Source organism: Segniliparus rotundus DSM 44985, assembly GCF_000092825.1.
In the GTDB taxonomy this organism is placed as follows: Bacteria; Actinomycetota; Actinomycetes; order Mycobacteriales; family Mycobacteriaceae; genus Segniliparus; species Segniliparus rotundus.
Map to the genome: position 1 here is coordinate 3,018,651 of NC_014168.1, position 18,082 is coordinate 3,036,732.

Consider the following 18,082-nt stretch of genomic DNA (forward strand, 5'->3'; position numbering starts at 1 on the left):
TGTTTACAAAACAAATCAGCTTTTTGTTCCCAGAACCAATGAGCGAGGAGGCCAACATGCCCGACGACATCACCCCGACCCAAGACCTGTCCGGCATCGTGGGGAAACACATCATCTACACCTACGCGAACGGGTGGAAGTACGAGGTGTACTACAAGAACGAGACCGCGATCGACTACCGCATCCACCACGGCATGGTGGGCGGCAGATGGGTGCGCGACCAAAAGGCGGCCATCGTGCAGTTCGAGCCCGGCGTCTATCTCGTCTCCTGGGACGAGCCCACCGGCACCAACGTCGCGCTGACCGTCGATTTCACCCGTCGCCGCCTGCACGGGGTGATCTTTTTCCCCGCATGGGTGGGCGAGCACCCCGAACGCACGGTTCTGTACCAGAACGACCACTTGGAGCAGATGCGGGCCTACCGGGACGAGGGGCCGACCTACCCGAAACTCGTGATCGAGGAGTTCGCCAAGATCACGTTCCTCGAGGACTGCGGGCGCGACGACCAAACCGTCATCTCCTGCGCCCCCGCCGAACTGCCCTCCGGGTACGCGGACCGCGTGAACTGACCACGCGGCGCGCCTGCACCGCGATCGCGCGCTGCCGGGACTTGCCCGCCGAGGCCGCGGCAGCACGATGCGCTCACCAGGCGCCCCCTGATCTGGTTACGCTTTTCCGGACACTTTGAGTCGGGGCCTCGGGCCTCGGGAAGGGAGTGCGGATGGCCGCGCATCCGGAGGAGTTCCGCCGCAGGGCGACAGAGGCGGCCCGCGCCGCCCGCGAGGGCGGGCGGCCTGTGGCCTGGGCAGCGAAGGAGCTGGGCGTGGACGCGAAGACGTTGCGCAAGTGGCTGGCCCAGGCCGACGGCGTGGAGGGCAAGCGCGTGGTCCGCGAGGGAGGGCACGAGGGGATCGCGGGCGACGAGCGGGCCGAGCTGGTCCGCCTGCGCCGGGAGAACCGGGTGTTGGCGATGGAGGTCGAGATCCTCAAACGGGCCTCGGCGATCTTCGCGAGGGAGAGCCTCCCAACCCCAAAATGATCTTCCGGCTGGTCCACGAGCTGGCCGACGACGGTTTCCCCGTCGCGGCGGCCTGCCGGGTCCTGGGCGTCTCCCGCTCGGGCTATTACGACTGGGCGTCGCGCCCGCCGAGCGTCAGAGAGGTGGCGGACGAGGCGCTGACCGGCGTGATCCGAACCGTCTGGTCGGGCTCGCGGCAGACCTACGGGGTCCGGCGGGTCCATGCGGAGCTGCGCATGGGCCTGGGCCTTCGGGTCGGGCTGCGCCGGGTCGGGCGCCTGATGCGCCTGGCCGGGATCGCCGGGGTCCACCGCCGCAGGCGGCGCGGGAACAAGCCCGCCCAAGCGGTCCACCCGGACCTGGTCGCCCGCAAGTTCACCGCCGACCGCCCGGACAAGCTGTGGGTCACCGACATCACCGAGCACGCCACGGACGAGGGCAAGGTCTACTGCGCCGCGGTCCTGGACGTGTTCTCCCGCCGGGTCGTGGGCTGGTCGATAGCCGACCACCTGCGCGCCGAGCTGGTGGTCGACGCCCTGGACATGGCCCGCTGGCGGCGCAAGCCCCGCGGCACGGTCGTCCATTCGGACAGGGGCGGGCAATATGTGTCGTGGATCTTCGGCCACCGGCTCAGAGAGGCCGGCCTGCTCGGGTCGATGGGAAAAGTCGCCTGCGCCCTGGACAACGCCATGATGGAGTCGTTCTTCTCGTCCATGCAGGTCGAACTCCTCGACCGCAGAGAGTGGGCCACCCGAGCGGAGCTCGCCAACGCCATATTCGAATACATCGAAGCCTGGTACAACCCCCTCAGACGCCACAGCGGCATCGGCTACCACAGCCCCGCCGCCTACGAGAACCTGCCCGCCCTCACCGAGAGCGTGGCATAACCGTCCGGAAAACCGTTGACAGATCATCGTTGCTCGACCCCCGCCCGATCCGCGCCCGCTCCAACGCCTCCGCCCTCTGGCGCATCTGCTCGCGCATCCGGCGCGCTTCCACAGCTCCCATGTCTTCTCCCTTTCATGTTCCGTGCCGTTCGGCACTGCTCGAACATATGCGAACAATTGTTCGACTTCAAGGACGAGCCGGGACTTGAACGAGTGACGCTGGCCGCTCCCCGAAAAAACACGGGCGCGCGGCGCCATCCAGCCGTGCTAGCCCCCTCTCCGCTGCGGCTACGGTGCGCTCAGAAACGAAAAAGCGCGCCAGCCTGGAGCTGGCACGCCTCTATCCACTGGCTTGTCCGCGTCCTTACTGCGGCCCTGCCTCAGTAATCACTTCCGGTAGGTCGAACGTGCCCCTGTCTGCACAGAGTTCGGGGAGCGGCTCGCGCCGCGTGCGATGATGGTAGGGGCGGCCCGCCCGCCGCCTCTGCGCTGCTCCTCGTTCAGCACGGCAGGACGGACGGGCCGCCGTTCAAGGACAGACCCGCCCCCGCGACACCGGAGCCGGAGTGTGTCGCGTGAGGGACCGCGCGGGAGGGTATCGCGCGGTAGGGGCGGGCCGTCCGCTTATGGGGTTGTGGTCATTTCTTCCATTCGTTCTGCAACCAGTGCGCGATGGACTTGGCGACGGTTTGCGTGGTCGTTTCCAGCTCGGATCGCAGGTCCGGGGAGTCTTTCCCTCCGTCTGTGGAACTCGGGTTTGCGGGGTGGTTCTCGCCCCATGCCTGCACTTCGACTAGGACGTTGCTGATGCGGAATTTGATGTGCCGGTCGCTGCCGAGGGCGGTGGATCGCGTCCACCATGAGCGTGCTTCCTCGCCGATTCCCGGCTCGTTTTGCGCCGAGCTGATCGGGTCGAGGGCTTGGGTGGGTTCGATTAGCTCGTGGGCTTGCTTCGCCGAGTCCTTCCGCAGGAGCCCGTTGGTGGAACTGCGGTCGAAATGCACCTCGACGGTGCGGTTTTGCGGTTGTCCGCCCGCGCTGGTCCGACTGTCGTTTTTGCCTTCGGCGAGGCAGGTCATGGTGTCCGTGAGCTGGGTGTGGTCTAAGTCCACGGCCTCGGGTTTCGCAGCCTGGCCGCTCGCTGTGGGGTCGTGGAGCAGCATGCTTCGGCGCGTGACCGTGTAGGCTCCCGCGAACGGCGCGAACGCCTGGCGCAAGGCTGCTTGGACAGCCGGAGCGCTGAGGGCTTCTTCGCAGCTTGCGGGCAGCGACGCGAATTTTCCCGTGTCTCGTTGCGAGAGCCCGCACGCGGGCAGCGCTGTGGTGGCCGCGAACAGCGCGAGGGCTGTTGCGGCTCGTTGCGGCATCATCCTTGGTGCTTTCCGTGAGTTTTGGGCATTGGCTCCCACGTTGCCGCTTCGGTGGCGATGGCGCCGATGTCATCGGGGATTTCGAAGAGCGCGATTTTTTCTTGGACGGCTTTTATCTCGCCGCTGATGCGGGTGAAGTGGTCCACGGTCTCATCGAACAGTTTCCCGAATTCTTTGATGAACTTGTTGAGCGCTTCGGCGGCTTTTCCGACGAACGCTTTGCCGATATCGCCGAGACTTGCTTTGTCGAGGAAGTCGAACGCGAGGCTGGCGGTTGAGCTTTCGAAGTCGACCAGCGCCGTCGCGCAGTTCACGATGTGCGCGACGCCCTCTTTGTAGGAGTCGGTGAGGATTTTCAGCAGTGCGTCCACATGGCCCGCGATGTCGTTCAATGCCGCCGCACCGTCGCCTGAGACGGCGATGTATTTGTTGATCCGGGTTTGCGCGGCGTCGCTTCCCGCTCCGGTCCACGAGCTGGCGAGGTCGTGCGTCGCGCTTTCGAGGTTGTGGGTGGCGTGGTGCAATTGCCCCGCGCTGTTGTTCCGCAAGTCGGTCGCCATGTGCATGAGCGCGTTCGGGTCGCCGACCATCGTCCTGATGATGTTCAGGGTGGTGTCCACGCCCGACACGCCGAGCTTGCGCGCCCATTCGAGCACTTTGTCGGCGGCGGCTTGCGGGAAGAGTTCGATTGCTTGGGTCATTGTCCCCGTCCTGGTCTAGTAGATGTAGCCGAATTCTCGGTAGTATTCTTCGTCTTTGCCCTCGTAGACGTCCGCGACCCCGGCGAGCGCGCTCGCCGCGCCTTGGATCGACCGCTCGCCTTCGCCGAGCCGGTCGGCCAGGACGTCCATTGTCTCGTTGAAGATTCCCGGCAGGACCGTTCCGCCGATGTATCCGAGCGTCTGTATCCCGTGCATCTTCGTGGCCCGCGCGGTGGTTTTCGCCTTCGCCCAGCTTTGCGCCGACTGCTGCAAGGTCGTCGCTTCAGCTCTGAGCACTGCGGGCAGGACTTCGAAGCCGCTCATCGTGTGTTCCTCCTCGTCTTTGCGGGCGTGCGCCGCAAGCTGTGTCGGGTCATGGTTGTTCCGCCAGTTGTTCCGTCAGTTGCTGTTTCACCAGTTGGTTGAACCCGTCATTGATGGCGGACAGGCTGTAGCGGGCGAGCGAGGGAAGGTCGATGTCGCTCGCGTCGTCGGTGAACTCGACCCGGCGCAGCTCGCCCCGCGCGTCGATGGTGATGTTGCCCAGCTCCGCGGCCAGCTCGCCCGGATCTGGCTCGATGGCGCAGAGCAGGGCGAGGCGTCGGCGCTGTTCCCGCTCGGCGTGGTGGGCGGCGAGTTCGCGTTCTTTGTCGCGTTCCAGCTCGCGCAGGTAGGCGTAGATCTCGTCGTATGCGGACATAGGTTGCTCCCGTCTCGTGTCAGTTCCGCTTGAACGCTTTCGGGTACGCGGATTTCACGCGGTCGTACCACTCGACCATCGCGTCGTGCCGCCCCGCGTTCACGGTCTCCATCGTTCCTTCCGCGAGCCGCTGGTACAGGTCGCGGTTCATGCCGCCCTCCCGGTCTTTGAGGTCTTCCTCCGAGCTGTATGTCAGGCTCATCAACACGCCGATGCCGTTGACGACGGCGGTCACTTCGCCCCTGGCGTCCTCGGCCTCGAAACCCTCTTGGGTCATGCCGAGCCGGATTCGTTCGAGGTTGTCGAGGACCGCTGTGATCTGCGATTGGCTTTTGTCCAGGATCGAGCGCAACTCGTCATGGGTGAGGTCTTCGAGCTGGCTCATTGCGCCGCCTCGGTGCTCAGGGTTCTTCGTCTGACCACGGTCACGGTTTTCTCCTCCTCGGGTTGGCGCTGCTCGCCGTTCGGCGGCGTGGTGTTCTCTTCCGTTGGCGTCTGCTCGGCGGGCTTGGACTCGGCGGCGACCGGGGAGCCGAGGACGTCGGCGGCGACCGACTGATCGGGTCCGAGCAGGGCGTCGGTGTTCTTCTGGTTCGACAGGAACGCGGCTGACTTGCGCTCCTTCTCGTCTTTCCTGCCGAGCGGGCCGGGCGTCGCGCCGCCCCCGCCGATCACCGAAGGGCTTGACGCCGCTGGCTTGGCAGCGTTGAAGTTCACGACTGGTTTGCCCACGCCGCCTGTGGCCGGATTCTGCGTCAACGAGCGCTCGCGCTCGCCAGCTCCGAAGCCGCCTGTTCCGGCGAATCCGATTCCGCTGCCGGAAGAGCCGATTCCGCTCGCCGCGCTATTCTCGGCGAGGTCGTCGGTGTCCGGGTCGCCGAACCCGGACGGGCTGGGACCGCCTGGCGGGGGTCCGCCCGGACCCCCGCCGTCAGGACCGGCGCCCGAGCCTTTCCCGCCTGCCCCCTCGCCTGACGGGGCGCCGCCGAGACTGTCGCCTTTGCCGTCCGGTTTCCCGCCGCTCGGGTTTTGCGTCTCTTGCGGGTCGTCGCCGCTCTGCGGGCTGGAACCGGCGAACGCCGAGTCCCCGGCGGCGTGCGGCGCCCCGCCAGTGCCACGGCTGGCCGGTTGGGCGCTGGACGGCCCGCTCGGCGTCGCCCCACGGTCGTGCAGCCCGCTCCGGTCGAACGTGGCGCCCGGATACAGCAGCCCGCCCACTCGGGACGATCCCACCTGGCCGTAGAGGTTCTGCAAAAGCCTCGCGGCTTCCTCCTCTAAGGCGCTGCTCGATGAGAAGATGTTGCTGAGCATGAGTTTTTCGCCTCGCGTCTTGGTCGTCTCAAGGTCTTCGGCGAGGGACCGGATATTCTCTTTCGCGTAGCTCTGCAACTCTTCGCGCTGGTGGTTGGCCTTGTTCTTCCGCTGCAACGACTCATGCCGGGACGCTTCGCCTGCCTCGCCGATCCAAAGGATCGACTCGTGAGCCCTGTGGCCCTCTGCGATGATGTGCGCGAACTTGTCTGACAGCTCGTGCCAATGTCCATTCGTTGTAGCTACTACTTCTGGTTGCAGTCCTTCAATGAGTTCCATGTTCCGAGGGAAGTCATCGACCGCGTTTGACATAAAGTCCTCTTGCCCCACTAGGTAACTCCTTTACTAATCGTTCGATGTTCGCCTAAAGGCTCCATATGGCTATCGGTGTGTTGCCCGAAGGGTTTTTACCGATGTCCATTTGCCACACGTAGCCGGTCAAAGGCTGATCGGTCGGCACGTAATTACTGCTTTCCTCTGGAACTGCTTTGCATGCCATAAGGTAGTTTCTGCCGGTGAAATCCCAATGCAGAGGCTTTCCCTTTCCGATCCACTGGGTGCCGGTTTTATAGATATTGCCGTTAACGTCGTCAGGTTCTGTCGTCCCTGCTGTATCTGCTGTTTCAGCGTACTGCACCTCGTCGCCCTCGCCGAACGTTCGTTCGTCGTACAGTCCATCCGGTGCCTCTACGTATTCGTACCAACCATCCCATTCGGCGCGTGCTTCGGCATCGACCACAATATGGACGGGCAGGGCGATCCATGAGCCGCAATTGCCGTAGGGATCTTTTCCGTCGATTTTCCCGACTTTAGGGGGGGCGTCCAGTTTTTCGGCTTTGCCGGGGGTCACGGTGACGGTGACCCCTCCTTTGCGGAAGGACGCCGAGTCGCCAAGCTTCAACCGCAGTATGGGCTTGTTCGCCGTGTCCGGTGTGACGAGGTTCGGCGGGCTCGCCGCGCTCGGCACAGGGCTTGCGGTGGACGATGCCAATGCGGTGCTCGTCGGGGTGGGCTGCTCGACACCGCGTTGGCAGCTTGCGAGGGCAGCGGCGACGGCGAGCAAGGCGGGGATGGCGAGGCGGTATCTCCGGTTCATGTCAGTGACCGATCCCGTCGATCTGTGCTTTTACTTTGTCGATGTTGATTTTGCTGTCGAAATCGGCGCCGAATATCGCGCGCAACCTCGCCATGTCTGCCGCCAGTGCGGCTTGCTCGGCTTCTAGGGCGTCCTCGTAGACTTTGACATGGATTTCGCCGCGCTCGCTGAATTTTTTTTTCAAATCCTGGCCGTCCACCACGAACCCTGCGCCGTCGCCCCAGTAGTCTAAGTTCACAATTTTAGGGGTAGCCTCCTTAATGAGCGACTTAAGCGCTGTGATGGTGTTCCTGTAGTTGCTGATGATCCGCGCGGCGTCATCCTCGGTGATCTCGACTTTATCGCCCATAATCGTCATGCTCCTTCGTCGTTGAACGGACAGTGCCTATATTGCCGCATGGTTGTTCTCATTGTTGCTCGATGGGGTCGGGGGGCAGGCCGTGGTAGAGGAATGCGTGGTCGTCCTCGAAGATTTTGACGGCGTAGTAGGCGATGTCGTAGATCCATAAGGGGTTGCTTTGTGATGTCCATGCTCGTGTGTGGAGCCATGTTCTCAGGGCGAGCTGGGCGAGGAGCAGGTGATAGTTCACCAGGTACGTTCTCAGGTGGTTGGGCCGGGTGGCCTCGGGCTTGGTCAGGGCGGTTTCCAGCGCCTGCTCCATTCTCACTGCCGCCTCGTGCGCGTCTGCCTCTGCGGCCAAGTGTAGGGGGTCGCTGATGTGCTCGCCCGCGCGGATCGCGGCGGCGGCAGCCTCGTAGCCCTCTTTGCCCCGCGCGCCTGGAGCGCTCATGCAGCGCTCGATCCATCCGGGCACCAGCGAGCGCACTTCTTCGCCGTGGCCGGTTCGCAGGAGCCGGTCCAGGCGCCGGTACAGTTCCGGCTGCGTGAGCGCGAGGGCGTGCCCGGTCTGGTCCGGGGCTGGGACGTGCTGTGCTGTTTGGGCTTGCTCGACCATTGGCGCTTCGATGCTGAGAACGCCTTTGAGGTGGTCGTTCGCCGTCCGGTATTGGGCGTGGATGTCGGGGTTGGCCTCTAGGTTGGTGACGACGCCGATCATGCCGTAGGGGTAGCCGTGCTCGGTGTGCTCGCGGGCGCGGTCTTTGTAGTGCTCCCACGCCGAGGCGAGGGGGTCGGCGCCGTTGAGCATCCTGGCTTTGACGGTCTTGCTCGCCCAGTCCCAGCCCAGTTTCAGATTGTGGGGCAGGCCGATGTCCGGGGGCAGCACGGCGTGCGGGCCGAAGTTCGTGTAGAGCCACCATTCGGGGATGTGGTCGCCCGTCAAAGGATCGTGGCGCAGGTGCAGGGCGACGGCGAATCCGGGCCGTCCGCCGATGGCCAATGCCCGAGCCGCGTCCGGTATGCGGTCGGTCTGGAAACGCAGCCACATGCCGTAGTAGCGCAGCCAGCCGCGCACGTCTAGGTTGGCTCTGGCTGCGGTGAAGGTCTGGCCGAAGAGCATCCCGCCTTTCCACCCGTTGCGGGGCTTCCATTCGCCCGGCTCGGGGCCGCGGAGCGGGAATCCAGCGAAGGCGATGCCCCCGGCGCTGGCCGTGGTCTCGGCGTAGTCGAAATTCATCGTCACGCCCTCTGCCGCGCTGGCGCCTTGGGCGTGGGTGCTGGCCTCGGAGGCAGGGGCGCTGGCGGATTGCGGGCCGGTGGCCGCGTCCGGCCCGGTTTCGGCGTGACGCTCCTCGCCTGTCTCCGGTGCCGCGCGCTCGGGCTCGGCGTGCGCCTGGTGGCTTTGCTGCTCGTGACCGGGCCAGAGATCGGCGTGCGCCGCGAACGGGTCGTGCCCGCTCGACCCTCCCGGTACGCTCTCGCCGTGTTTCGGCGCGTGGGTGCCGTGCCCGCTGTCGTTCGTGCTGTGCCCGTGCAATGCGGCGCTGACAGGGCCGGGGGCGCTGTGCGGGCCGGTCGCCTCGGCAGCGGCGTTGTCGCCGTGGCGGGGCTGGTGCGCTTCCCCGGCGAGCACGGGGGTTTGGGCCGCGCGCTCGCGCGGTTCAGCCGTCGCGCTCGGCGCTGGGGCGTCGAGTTCGGGCAGGCGCAGCGCGGGGCTGTCGGCGAAGCTTTCGGCGATCTCTCGGATCTTCGCTTGGATGCTCGCGACGATGCGGGCTCGGTTCGGCGCGCACGCGCGTCCCTCGCGCTCGGCGTCCCACTGCTTGACGAGCGCTTCGCCCTCTAGCACGGTCTGATCCATCTGAGACTTCGCCCGGTGCAGCTCGGCGGCGACCTCGCCGCACGCGGCGGCGATCCTCTTCGCCTTCTCGGCGAGGTCCGAGAGGTCTCGCGCCCGCGCGGCGTACTCCTGGTGCATTGCGTCCAGCTTGTCGCCGCGCACATGCTCCTTGAGCCTTCGCCGCAAAGCGTCCAGCTCCTCGTCTGCCTTCTCGTCGAGGATGTCCGCCGCCGAGCCCATCAACTGCCGCATCTGCTCCCAGCGGCCCACTGAGTCCACCGGCCAGTGATCCAACAGGAACACGTCCGCGTTCGCGCTCGACGGCCTCACGATGTCTGCGTGCGTCATCAGAACCCGTACCCCCTGCTGTAATCCGGTTGCACGTCGAACCGCGCCGCCGCCAACCAGCGGTCGCGCGCCTCATACATGCCTTCCTCCTCGCGTTCGGGCCATAAGGGCGGCTCGGGGACGTCCAGCAACGAGAGGTCGGTTTGCGCCCCGGCGCCGAGATTGGCGAGCTTGCCGCGCAATGGTTTGACGCGGGCAGCGCGCCATTCCCTGGCCCGGAACCCCGTCCACCGCATCAGCCACCCGAGCTTGAGGGATTCCATTGACGAGAACCCCGAGACGTCGACGCTCGTCACGAGCCCGGTGCCGTCCACCGTCGCGCAGCACGCCCCGCTGCCGCTCGCGTTCGCGATCCAGTGGACCTTGGCGCTCCCGTCCAGATAGGCGTGGAGCTTGGCGACTGCCAGCGCGTGGTCGGCGTGCGAGGAGTCGCCCGCGATCCTAAGCCACTTCTCGAAAATCTCGCGATCCGCCATGAGCGCGTCGCGCATGTCGTCGTCGGGGATCGAGCCCAAGTCGCGCTCATCGGCGCCCTGCTGATCCTTTTCCGCCAGCTCGCCGCGTCGGCGCAGCACCGCGCGCACTCGCCAGTCGCGTTCCGCCCTGGCCTCGCGCTGGCAGGCGATCACCATGTTGGCCGTGCTTGTGCCGGACTGGTGTCCGAGGCTGAGTTTGACCGGGTAGCCTTGCGAGTCCACGGTCAGCCATGCCACAGGGTTCTCCGAGCGCGCCTCGAACTTCGCCATAGCCACGAACCTGCTCGTCTGCTCCGTCTCCAAGGCGTAGCTGTCGAACGCGGCGTGCGCCGCCAGATTCTCTTCGTCACGCCCAGCGTGCCACCCGGCTTTCTCGCGCTCATCGTCGGCCTGTTTGAGCAACGCCTCGCGCACCTGGACCGCTTTCTCAGCTAAGTCGGCCTCGTATGGCTCACGGGCGATGGTCATGCTCGATCCTCCAAATGCCTCGTCGCGCGCCGCACGTCCTCGGCGTTGTCCCGCTCGGTCTCCTCGACGCGGCCCAAGTCCGACACGGCCTCGTCGGAGAATTCGGCGAGCTTTCCCGTGGCCCTGTCCAGCTCGGCGAGGAACGGCGCGAACACGCCCTCCTGCCAGCGGGCCGCTGCGGCGGAAACCAAATCAACCGCGCCTGCCGGGGGATCGGGGACGCGGGCCACCCGTTCGGCGACAGCCTCGCGCGTCTGCCTGGCCAGCTCGCCCGCTTTCGCGAGTTCCAGCCTCGCCGTCTCAGGCTCCACTGTGAGCCAATCCGGGCCGAAGCCCTCGTGCTCGGTCATAGCGCTTCCTCTGTCTGCTCGAAAAATGCCGCGTCTTTGCGTTCGGCGCTGAAAAGGCCGCTGATCTGCGGCCCAATCGGCTTGGTGCAGAACCGTAGACGCCAAGCCGACGCGGCGGGCGAGCGGGGTCACACACGCCGTTTCACGAAAAATATCGCTTTCATAACGAAATCCTGAATCAAGGACGGTATTTAACATTTAAGAAACAAACATGTGCATGGGACGTCCTGGGCTTTCGACGCGAAGGCCAGACCTAAGATAACGAAACGGTAACATAGGCGATCTCGCTCAGCCTAGAGTATCAACGTTTTGTCAATGGTTTATCGGCGTGTTGCACTTAGAATGTGGGCTTTGTCTCATTTTCTACCAAAATCGGGGGGTAGGCGCTTCATGGCCGACCGACATCGTCCACGCGGCCTGCGAATGAGCCCGAAACCGCCCGCCCGGCACACCGGCCTGAGCTGGCCTTTTCAACTTCTCTATCCACAAGCCGCACATCCGCTTGAAGTCGAACCAATGTTCGGATACGGTTCGAGCCCGACCATCTGACAACAACGTCCCGGACCAAGGCGGACCAGGGCGAAGACGGTCGATCAACCTGTGAAGAGAGGAACGCGATGACGCGGCGCCAACTGCCCCCGCAGATCAAGAAAACCACCGTCAAGAATCGCAAGACCGGCAAAGACGAGACCCGCTACGAGGTTGTCGTCGAGACCGGGGCCGACCCCCGCACCGGACGCAGGTCCCAGTCCAAACGACGCTTCGCCACGGAGAAGGAGGCCCGCCAGCACCTCGCCGACACCCAGGCGAAAGTCGCCCAAGGCGCCTACGTCCACAAGAACGAGCTGACCTTCGACCAAGCCTGCGAGGACTTCCTGAACGGCCTGCACGGCCTGAAGCCCACCACGCTCGACGGCTACCGATTCGACCTCGCCGTGCCCCGCCAGCTCCTCGGGCGCCTGTCCGTGCAGCAGCTCGCCAAACAGCACTTCGACAACATCGTCAGGCAAGTGCAGTCGGGCACGCTCACCCGCGCGCACCGCAACCGCAACACCCGCGAAGGCAACCGGAAGAAGTGGGGCGCGCGCAGCGTGAACGGCATGCTCAACACCTGCCAACGGGTCCTGGAGGGCCTGGTCGAGCAGGGCGTCCTCGCCCGCAACCCCGCACAGCTCGTGGGGCGCGTCCCCAACGAGGCCAAAGGCGCCGCAGAGCGCGCCCACACCGTCGAGGAGATGCGCGCGGTCCTCGCCGCCGCCAAAGACGGCCGCGACCGCCACATCTGGCACCTCGCCTACCACGGGCTGCGGCGCGGCGAGATATCCGGCCTGACATGGGGCGACGTGGACTTCGAAGCGCAAGAGGTCGCCGTGCGCTCCAGCAGGGTGTGCGTGGGCGGGAAAGTCATCGAACAGGACAGCCTCAAATCCCGCTCGTCCAAGCGCACGCTGAAAGGCACCCCCGTGCTCATGGCAGAGCTGCGCGCCGCGAAGGCCCGGCAGGCCGCCGAGAGGCTCGCCCACGGCGAGGACTACAATGACGGCGGCTGGGTCGCCTGCGACGAGCGCGGCAACCCCTACCGCCCCGACACCCTCACCCGCAAATTCGCCAAGCTCCAGAAAAGGGCCGGGACGAAGAACGTGATCCGCCTGCACGACGCGCGGCACACCTGCGCCACGATCATGCACTACCAAGGCGTGCCCGCGGCCTCGGTCTGCGCCTGGCTCGGCCACGCCAACCCCGCCATCACCATGCGGATCTACACCCATCCCAGCGCCGGGGCCATCGAACAGGTCGCGGAGAGTTACGGGCGAGTTGTGACATTCTGTGACAACGAGCCTCCCGCGCCGCAAGGACCGGCGGGTGGCGGGCGCAAGGCCGGGTGAGAATCCCAGCAGGAAGCGCCCTGATTCGGGGTGTCAGCCCTGGTGAGCCGAAGGTGGGAATTGAACCCACGACCGCCTGTTTACAAGACAGGTGCTCTGCCTCTGAGCTACTCCGGCACGCCTCCGAGGAGGGACGTCCAGCATAACTGACAGAGCGCCACCGGGTAGAATGGACTGTCGACAGCCTCAAGCGGAGAAAGGCCAAGCATGCCCACGAAGGAATCGAACGTGCTTCCCGAGGAGGAGCTCGACCTCGACGAGGACATCGAGCCCTTGCCCGACGAGACGGCGCTGCAGGCGCGTCGCGTGGTCGCGGCCTACGCGCAAGACGTCGACGAGTGCCGCACCCTGCTGGCGATGCTCGGGATTGGGCCGACGCAGCGCGCCGATGTCTGACGGCACGGCATCGGACGGCGCGGCGCCGCACAGCCCGGCGCCCGCTCTCGACAAGACGGGCGACGGGCAGTTCGTCATCGTCGCCAACCGTTTGCCCGTGGACTGGGAGCGCACGCCCGACGGGTCGGGAAAGTGGCGGCGCAGTCCCGGAGGCCTGGTCACAGCGCTCGAGCCGCTGCTGCGCGAACGCGGCGGCGCGTGGGTGGGCTGGCCCGGCACGACCGACCCGAGGGTGGGCGAGACACCCATCGTGTTCGAGGACGGGCTGTCCATGCGGCCGGTGCGGCTGACAAGCCAGGAAGTCGCCGACTATTACGAGGGCTTCTCGAACGCCACGTTGTGGCCGCTGTACCACAACCTCATCGTGAAACCGGAGTTCCGGCGGCAGTGGTGGCTCTCGTACGTGGAGATCAACCGCCGGTTCGCGCAGATCGCGAGCGAGTCGGCGGCCCCGGGGGCGACGGTCTGGGTGCAGGACTACCAGTTGCAGCTGGTGCCGAAAATGCTGCGGATGCTGCGCCCGGATGTGACCATCGGCTTTTTCCTGCACATCCCCTTTCCTCCGGTGGAGCTGTTCATGCAGCTGCCGTGGCGGCGGGAGATCGTGGAAGGGCTGCTGGGCGCGGACCTCATCGGGTTCCAACGTCCGCAAGCCGCGCAGAACTTCATGTGGCTGGCCAAGGAGCTCACCGGCCAGGAGACGTCGCGCAGCTCCGTGGGCGTGCGCGGCCGCTTCGGCGTGGTCCGAACAGGTTTCCGCTCGGTCAGGGTCGGGGCGTTCCCCATCTCCATCGCCTCCGCGGAGATCGACCAGCAGTCCAAGAGCCGCGCGGTGCGCACCCGCGCCCTCGCGATCCGCGACGAGCTGGGCAACCCGGACCACATCCTGCTGGGCGTGGACCGGCTCGACTACACCAAGGGCATCGATGTGCGCATGCGGGCGGTCGAAGAGCTGCTCAAGGAACGGCGGATCGACCCCGAGCGCACAGTGTTCGTGCAGCTCGCCACCCCGAGCCGGGAACGGGTCGAGAGCTACCAGGCGCTGCGGGCGGAGATCGAGCGCGAGGTGGGCAAGATCAACGGCGAGTACGGCCAGGTGGGCCGCCCGATCGTGCATTATCTGCATCGCCCGGTCGCCAGGGAAGAGCTGCTGGCGTTCTATGTCGCGGCGGACGTCATGCTCGTGACCCCGCTGGCAGACGGCATGAACCTGGTCGCGAAGGAGTACATCGCCTGCCGGAGCGATTTGGGCGGGTCGCTGGTGCTCAGCGAGTTCGCGGGAGCGGCGGCCGAACTGCGGCAGTGCTATCTCGTCAACCCGTTCCATTTGAACGGCGTGAAGGACAACATCGTCGCCGCGATCGAGCAAAGCTCGACGGAGGGCCGCAGACGGATGCGGGCTATGCGCCGCCAAGTGCTCGCGCACGACGTGGGACGCTGGGCGCGCTCATTCCTCGACGCCCTCGCCGGGCAGATCGACGACACCGCCCCCTTCGAGTCCGACGAGCCGTTGGACTGAGCCAGAGCCCGGACCGCGCGGCCAGCGCCGAAGACCCTCGGTCTGGCAGTCAGAGCCTCATCCCCGGCGCCGGCGCCGGGCGCCCCAGGACTCGTGCAAATGGGCGTCCCGGTACCCTCGGCAGTAATCCCAGCTCACATAATCCCTTGGGTCCGGTTGAAACGGCGGCTCATGCGGGGCGGTCGTGCCCGAGCGCAGAAGCTGTGTGAGATTGGACCGGAGCATGTCCCAATCGTGGTAATGCTCCTCATGGCATTCGTCACAGAGAACGACCAAACCCCTCACGCCCCTGGGCCGCAACAACTGCTCGAAGGCCCCCAGATCGAGCAAGTCTTCTTCGATCGCCTCCCGCTCTTGCTCATCAATCGGGGTCAGCACGTCCTCGTCCTCGAATTCCTCCCACCCCGAAGCGCCCAGACGGTGGAACGGCACATCGCGGTCGAACGGGTCCGGGGGCAGGTCTTCTTGCACAGCTACCACACTACCCTTCTTCTTCCACCGATTACCATGAGGAGCGTGAACACCGCACTGCCCGAAGCGCCCACCCGGACCGGCGGAGACGACCCGAACAAGATTGCCATGCTCGGGTTGACCTTCGACGATGTTCTTCTGTTGCCGTCCGAGTCGGACGTGATGCCCGCAGAGGCAGACACTTCGAGTCAATTGACGGCGAAAATCCGGCTGAAAGTGCCGCTGGTGAGCTCGGCGATGGACACCGTGACCGAGGCGAGGATGGCGATCGCGATGGCGCGCGCGGGCGGGTTGGGGGTGCTGCACCGCAATCTCTCCGCCGCGGAGCAGGCTCAGGCGGTGGAGACGGTCAAGCGCTCCGAGGCAGGCATGGTGACCGACCCGGTGACCTGCAGCCCGGACATGACCCTCGCCGAGGTGGACGCGCTCTGCGCCCGGTACCGGATCAGCGGGCTGCCGGTCGTCGCGAGCGACGGCCAGCTCGTGGGCATTATCACCAACCGCGACATGCGCTTCGAGGTGGACCAGGACCGCACCGTCTCGGAAGTGATGACCAAACAGCCGCTCGTCACCGCGCCACAAGGGGTCACAGCGGCGGCCGCGCTCGGGATCTTGCGCAGGCACAAGATCGAGAAACTGCCGGTGGTGTCGGGCAACGGCGCCCTCACGGGCCTCATCACCGTCAAAGATTTCGCGAAGACGGAGCAATACCCGAACGCGACGAAGGACGAGGACGGGCGGCTGCTGGTGGGCGCGGCGGTCGGCGTCGGCGACGAAGCGTGGGAGCGCGCTATGGCGCTGGCGGACGCGGGCGTGGACGTGCTGTTCGTGGACACCGCGCACGGCCACAGCCGCAAGGTGCTCGAAATGGTCGCCAAACTGGTCGCCGAACTCGGCGACCGGGTCGAGGTCATCGGCGGCAACATCGCCACCAGGGAAGCCGCCGCCGCGCTGGTCGCCGCAGGGGCAAAAGCAGTCAAAGTCGGCGTCGGGCCGGGCTCCATCTGCACCACACGCGTGGTCGCCGGCGTCGGGGCTCCGCAGATCAGCGCCATCCTGGAAGCCGCGGCGGCCTGCGCCAAAGCTGGTGTGCCAGTCATCGCGGACGGCGGCCTGCAGTCTTCCGGCGACATCGCGAAGGCGCTCGCGGCAGGCGCCTCCACCGTCATGGTCGGCTCGCTTCTGGCGGGCACGAGCGAATCCCCCGGCGAGGTGATTTTCATCGGCGGCAAACAGTACAAAAGCTACCGGGGCATGGGCTCGCTCGGCGCGATGTCGAGCCGGGGCAAGGCCAGGTCGTACTCCCGCGACCGATATTTCCAAGACGACGAGCTCGCCGAGGACAAACTCGTGCCGGAGGGCGTGGAAGGTAGGGTGCCGTTCAAAGGCCCGCTGCCCAGCGTGATCCACCAGCTGACCGGCGGGCTGCGCGCCGCGATGGGCTACACCGGGGCGAGCACCATCGAAGAGCTCCAACGCGCGAGGTTCGTCCGGATCACCGCCGCCGGGCTGCGCGAAAGCCACCCGCACGACATCACCATGACCGCGGAGGCGCCCAACTACGCGCAGCGGTGAGCGGCGTTCTCCGCGCCGCGGCACAGCGGGGAGCCTACCCCCGGCACAGGTAAGCTACCCGCATGGACCAACTCGTCGAGATCGGCAAGGGCCGAACCGCTCGCCGCACCTATCAGCTCGAAGACATCAGCATCGTGCCGTCTCGTCGGACCAGATCCTCAAAGCATGTGTCCACGTCATGGCGGCTCGACGCCTACGGATTCGAGTTCCCGCTCATGGCGCACCCCACCGACGCCGTGGTCTCCCCCGAGACCGCTGTGCGGCTCGGCGCGCTCGGCGGCCTCGGCGTGCTCAACGGGGAAGGGCTGTGGGCGCGGCACCAGGACGTGGAAAAACTCTTCCAACAGGTGGCCGAAGTCGCGGGCGGCGACGCCGACTCGCGTCAGGCAGTGCGGCTGCTGCAGGAGCTGCACAGCGCGCCGATCCGGCACGACCTGTTGACCCTCGCGGTGAAAACCATCAAGGACTCCGGCGTCATCACCGCCGTGCGGGTCAGCCCGCAGAACGCGCGAGAGCTCACCCCCGTGCTCGTGAGCGCCGGGATCGACCTGCTGGTCATCCAAGGCACGATCATCTCCGCCGAGCATGTCACGCAGGACGCGGCGGAACCGATCAACCTCAAGACGTTCATCGGCGAGCTCGACGTGCCGGTCATCGCGGGCGGCGTGAGCGACTACCGCACCGCCCTGCATCTGATGCGGACCGGAGCAGCCGGGGTGATCGTCGGCTACGGCTCGACCGAAGGCGTCACCACCAGCGAGGACGTCCTCGGCATCAGTGTGCCGATGGCGACTGCTGTCGCGGACGCGGCCGCAGCCCGGCGCGACTACCTCGACGAGACCGGCGGCCGGTATGTGCACGTCATCGCCGACGGCGACATCACCAGCTCCGGCCAACTCGCCAAAGCCATCGCCTGCGGGGCCGACGCCGCCATGCTCGGAGTCCCGTTCGCCGCCGCCGCGCAGGCCCCCGGCCTGGGCTGGTACTGGCCGTCGGCGGTCGCGCACCCGTCGGTGCCGAGGGGCGCGGTCGCTCCGGTCGACGTCGCGGAGCAAGAGGACCGCCCGACGCTCGAACAGGTCCTCTTCGGCCCCTCCGAGGACCCGTTCGGCACAACGAACCTGGTCGGCGGCCTGCGGCGGGCGATGGCGAAATCCGGCTACAGCGACATCAAGGAATTCCAGAAGGTGGGCCTCTCCGTCCGAGTCTGAGCAGGCGTAAGATAGCTCACATGACGACCACAGCCCCGGTTGTCACACCAGCGCGCCCGCCGAAAACGCCGGGCTCCGTGGCGGCGACGCCACCGCGCTGCCGCTGAGCAAGAAAGGCG

The 18,082-nt window shown here is 66.2% G+C and carries 20 protein-coding genes and 1 tRNA gene; 8 read left to right on the forward strand and 13 right to left on the reverse strand.

The window, feature by feature from the left end:
* The first annotated feature begins 56 nt into the window (after window positions 1-56).
* The 3 genes from SROT_RS14655 to SROT_RS14665 all read left to right on the forward strand — a co-directional run bounded on the left by SROT_RS14655 (window position 57) and on the right by SROT_RS14665 (window position 1,905).
* Window positions 57-569, forward strand: coding sequence for a phenolic acid decarboxylase (locus tag SROT_RS14655; RefSeq protein WP_013139800.1), 513 nt, complete (start codon window positions 57-59; stop codon window positions 567-569).
* A gap of 152 nt (window positions 570-721) precedes the next feature.
* Window positions 722-1,039, forward strand: coding sequence for a transposase (locus SROT_RS14660; protein ID WP_013138085.1), 318 nt, complete (start codon window positions 722-724; stop codon window positions 1,037-1,039).
* Entirely contained in the window at window positions 1,036-1,905 is an 870-nt protein-coding gene (locus tag SROT_RS14665; protein ID WP_013138084.1) for an IS3 family transposase, read from the forward strand. Before SROT_RS14660 ends, SROT_RS14665 begins: the two co-directional genes overlap by 4 nt.
* A gap of 638 nt (window positions 1,906-2,543) precedes the next feature.
* Here SROT_RS14665 and SROT_RS14670 read toward each other — a convergent pair.
* The 11 genes from SROT_RS14670 to SROT_RS14720 form a co-directional block, all read right to left on the reverse strand.
* On the reverse strand, window positions 2,544-3,275 hold the full coding sequence (locus SROT_RS14670) for a hypothetical protein (protein ID WP_148223466.1): 732 nt from the start codon (window positions 3,273-3,275) through the stop codon (window positions 2,544-2,546).
* A complete protein-coding gene (locus SROT_RS14675; protein ID WP_013139802.1) occupies window positions 3,272-3,976 on the reverse strand; it encodes a WXG100 family type VII secretion target in 705 nt (234 codons plus the stop codon). The genes SROT_RS14670 and SROT_RS14675 overlap by 4 nt, the downstream gene beginning before the upstream one ends.
* A gap of 15 nt (window positions 3,977-3,991) precedes the next feature.
* A complete protein-coding gene (locus tag SROT_RS14680; protein WP_013139803.1) occupies window positions 3,992-4,300 on the reverse strand; it encodes a hypothetical protein in 309 nt (102 codons plus the stop codon).
* 49 nt (window positions 4,301-4,349) lie between these two features.
* Window positions 4,350-4,676 carry a hypothetical protein gene (locus tag SROT_RS14685; RefSeq protein WP_013139804.1) on the reverse strand — a complete coding sequence of 109 codons (327 nt, stop codon included), beginning with the start codon at window positions 4,674-4,676 and terminating at the stop codon, window positions 4,350-4,352.
* Window positions 4,677-4,695: 19 nt separating this feature from the next.
* Window positions 4,696-5,061, reverse strand: coding sequence for a hypothetical protein (locus SROT_RS14690; protein WP_013139805.1), 366 nt, complete (start codon window positions 5,059-5,061; stop codon window positions 4,696-4,698).
* Window positions 5,058-6,266: a hypothetical protein gene (locus SROT_RS14695; protein ID WP_148223467.1), complete on the reverse strand. Its 1,209-nt coding sequence runs from the start codon at window positions 6,264-6,266 to the stop codon at window positions 5,058-5,060. Before SROT_RS14695 ends, SROT_RS14690 begins: the two co-directional genes overlap by 4 nt.
* An 85-nt stretch (window positions 6,267-6,351) precedes the next feature.
* Complete coding sequence (locus SROT_RS14700) at window positions 6,352-7,083, reverse strand: hypothetical protein (RefSeq protein ID WP_013139807.1); 732 nt, start codon at window positions 7,081-7,083, stop codon at window positions 6,352-6,354.
* Between the two features lies 1 nt (window position 7,084).
* Window positions 7,085-7,441 carry a hypothetical protein gene (locus SROT_RS14705; protein ID WP_187288046.1) on the reverse strand — a complete coding sequence of 119 codons (357 nt, stop codon included), beginning with the start codon at window positions 7,439-7,441 and terminating at the stop codon, window positions 7,085-7,087.
* A 49-nt stretch (window positions 7,442-7,490) separates the two neighbouring features.
* Window positions 7,491-9,611: a coiled-coil domain-containing protein gene (locus SROT_RS14710; RefSeq protein ID WP_013139809.1), complete on the reverse strand. Its 2,121-nt coding sequence runs from the start codon at window positions 9,609-9,611 to the stop codon at window positions 7,491-7,493.
* Window positions 9,611-10,555, reverse strand: coding sequence for a hypothetical protein (locus tag SROT_RS14715; protein WP_013139810.1), 945 nt, complete (start codon window positions 10,553-10,555; stop codon window positions 9,611-9,613). Before SROT_RS14715 ends, SROT_RS14710 begins: the two co-directional genes overlap by 1 nt.
* The gene (locus SROT_RS14720) at window positions 10,552-10,905 is read right to left on the reverse strand and encodes a hypothetical protein (protein WP_013139811.1); all 354 of its coding nucleotides are present in this window, start codon (window positions 10,903-10,905) and stop codon (window positions 10,552-10,554) included. Before SROT_RS14720 ends, SROT_RS14715 begins: the two co-directional genes overlap by 4 nt.
* Window positions 10,906-11,522: 617 nt before the next feature.
* Here SROT_RS14720 and SROT_RS14725 point away from each other — a divergent pair.
* On the forward strand, window positions 11,523-12,791 hold the full coding sequence (locus tag SROT_RS14725; protein WP_013139812.1) for a tyrosine-type recombinase/integrase: 1,269 nt from the start codon (window positions 11,523-11,525) through the stop codon (window positions 12,789-12,791).
* A gap of 45 nt (window positions 12,792-12,836) precedes the next feature.
* Here the strand turns inward: SROT_RS14725 and SROT_RS14730 are convergent.
* A tRNA-Thr gene (locus SROT_RS14730) sits at window positions 12,837-12,908 on the reverse strand.
* A gap of 90 nt (window positions 12,909-12,998) precedes the next feature.
* Here SROT_RS14730 and SROT_RS14735 point away from each other — a divergent pair.
* Complete coding sequence (locus tag SROT_RS14735; protein ID WP_013139813.1) at window positions 12,999-13,187, forward strand: hypothetical protein; 189 nt, start codon at window positions 12,999-13,001, stop codon at window positions 13,185-13,187.
* A complete protein-coding gene (locus tag SROT_RS14740; RefSeq protein ID WP_013139814.1) occupies window positions 13,180-14,706 on the forward strand; it encodes an alpha,alpha-trehalose-phosphate synthase (UDP-forming) in 1,527 nt (508 codons plus the stop codon). Before SROT_RS14735 ends, SROT_RS14740 begins: the two co-directional genes overlap by 8 nt.
* A gap of 57 nt (window positions 14,707-14,763) precedes the next feature.
* On the opposite strand, the gene SROT_RS14745 is transcribed toward SROT_RS14740, so the two are convergent.
* Complete coding sequence (locus SROT_RS14745; protein WP_041407398.1) at window positions 14,764-15,186, reverse strand: DUF5319 family protein; 423 nt, start codon at window positions 15,184-15,186, stop codon at window positions 14,764-14,766.
* Window positions 15,187-15,213: 27 nt separating this feature from the next.
* On the opposite strand from SROT_RS14745, the gene guaB reads away from it, so the two are divergent.
* Both guaB and SROT_RS14755 read left to right on the forward strand, forming a co-directional pair.
* Window positions 15,214-16,752 (forward strand): IMP dehydrogenase, encoded by a 1,539-nt coding sequence (gene guaB, locus SROT_RS14750; protein ID WP_013139816.1) that lies wholly within the window; start codon window positions 15,214-15,216, stop codon window positions 16,750-16,752.
* Between the two features lie 62 nt (window positions 16,753-16,814).
* A complete protein-coding gene (locus tag SROT_RS14755; protein ID WP_013139817.1) occupies window positions 16,815-17,963 on the forward strand; it encodes a GuaB3 family IMP dehydrogenase-related protein in 1,149 nt (382 codons plus the stop codon).
* The last annotated feature ends 119 nt before the right edge of the window (window positions 17,964-18,082 follow it).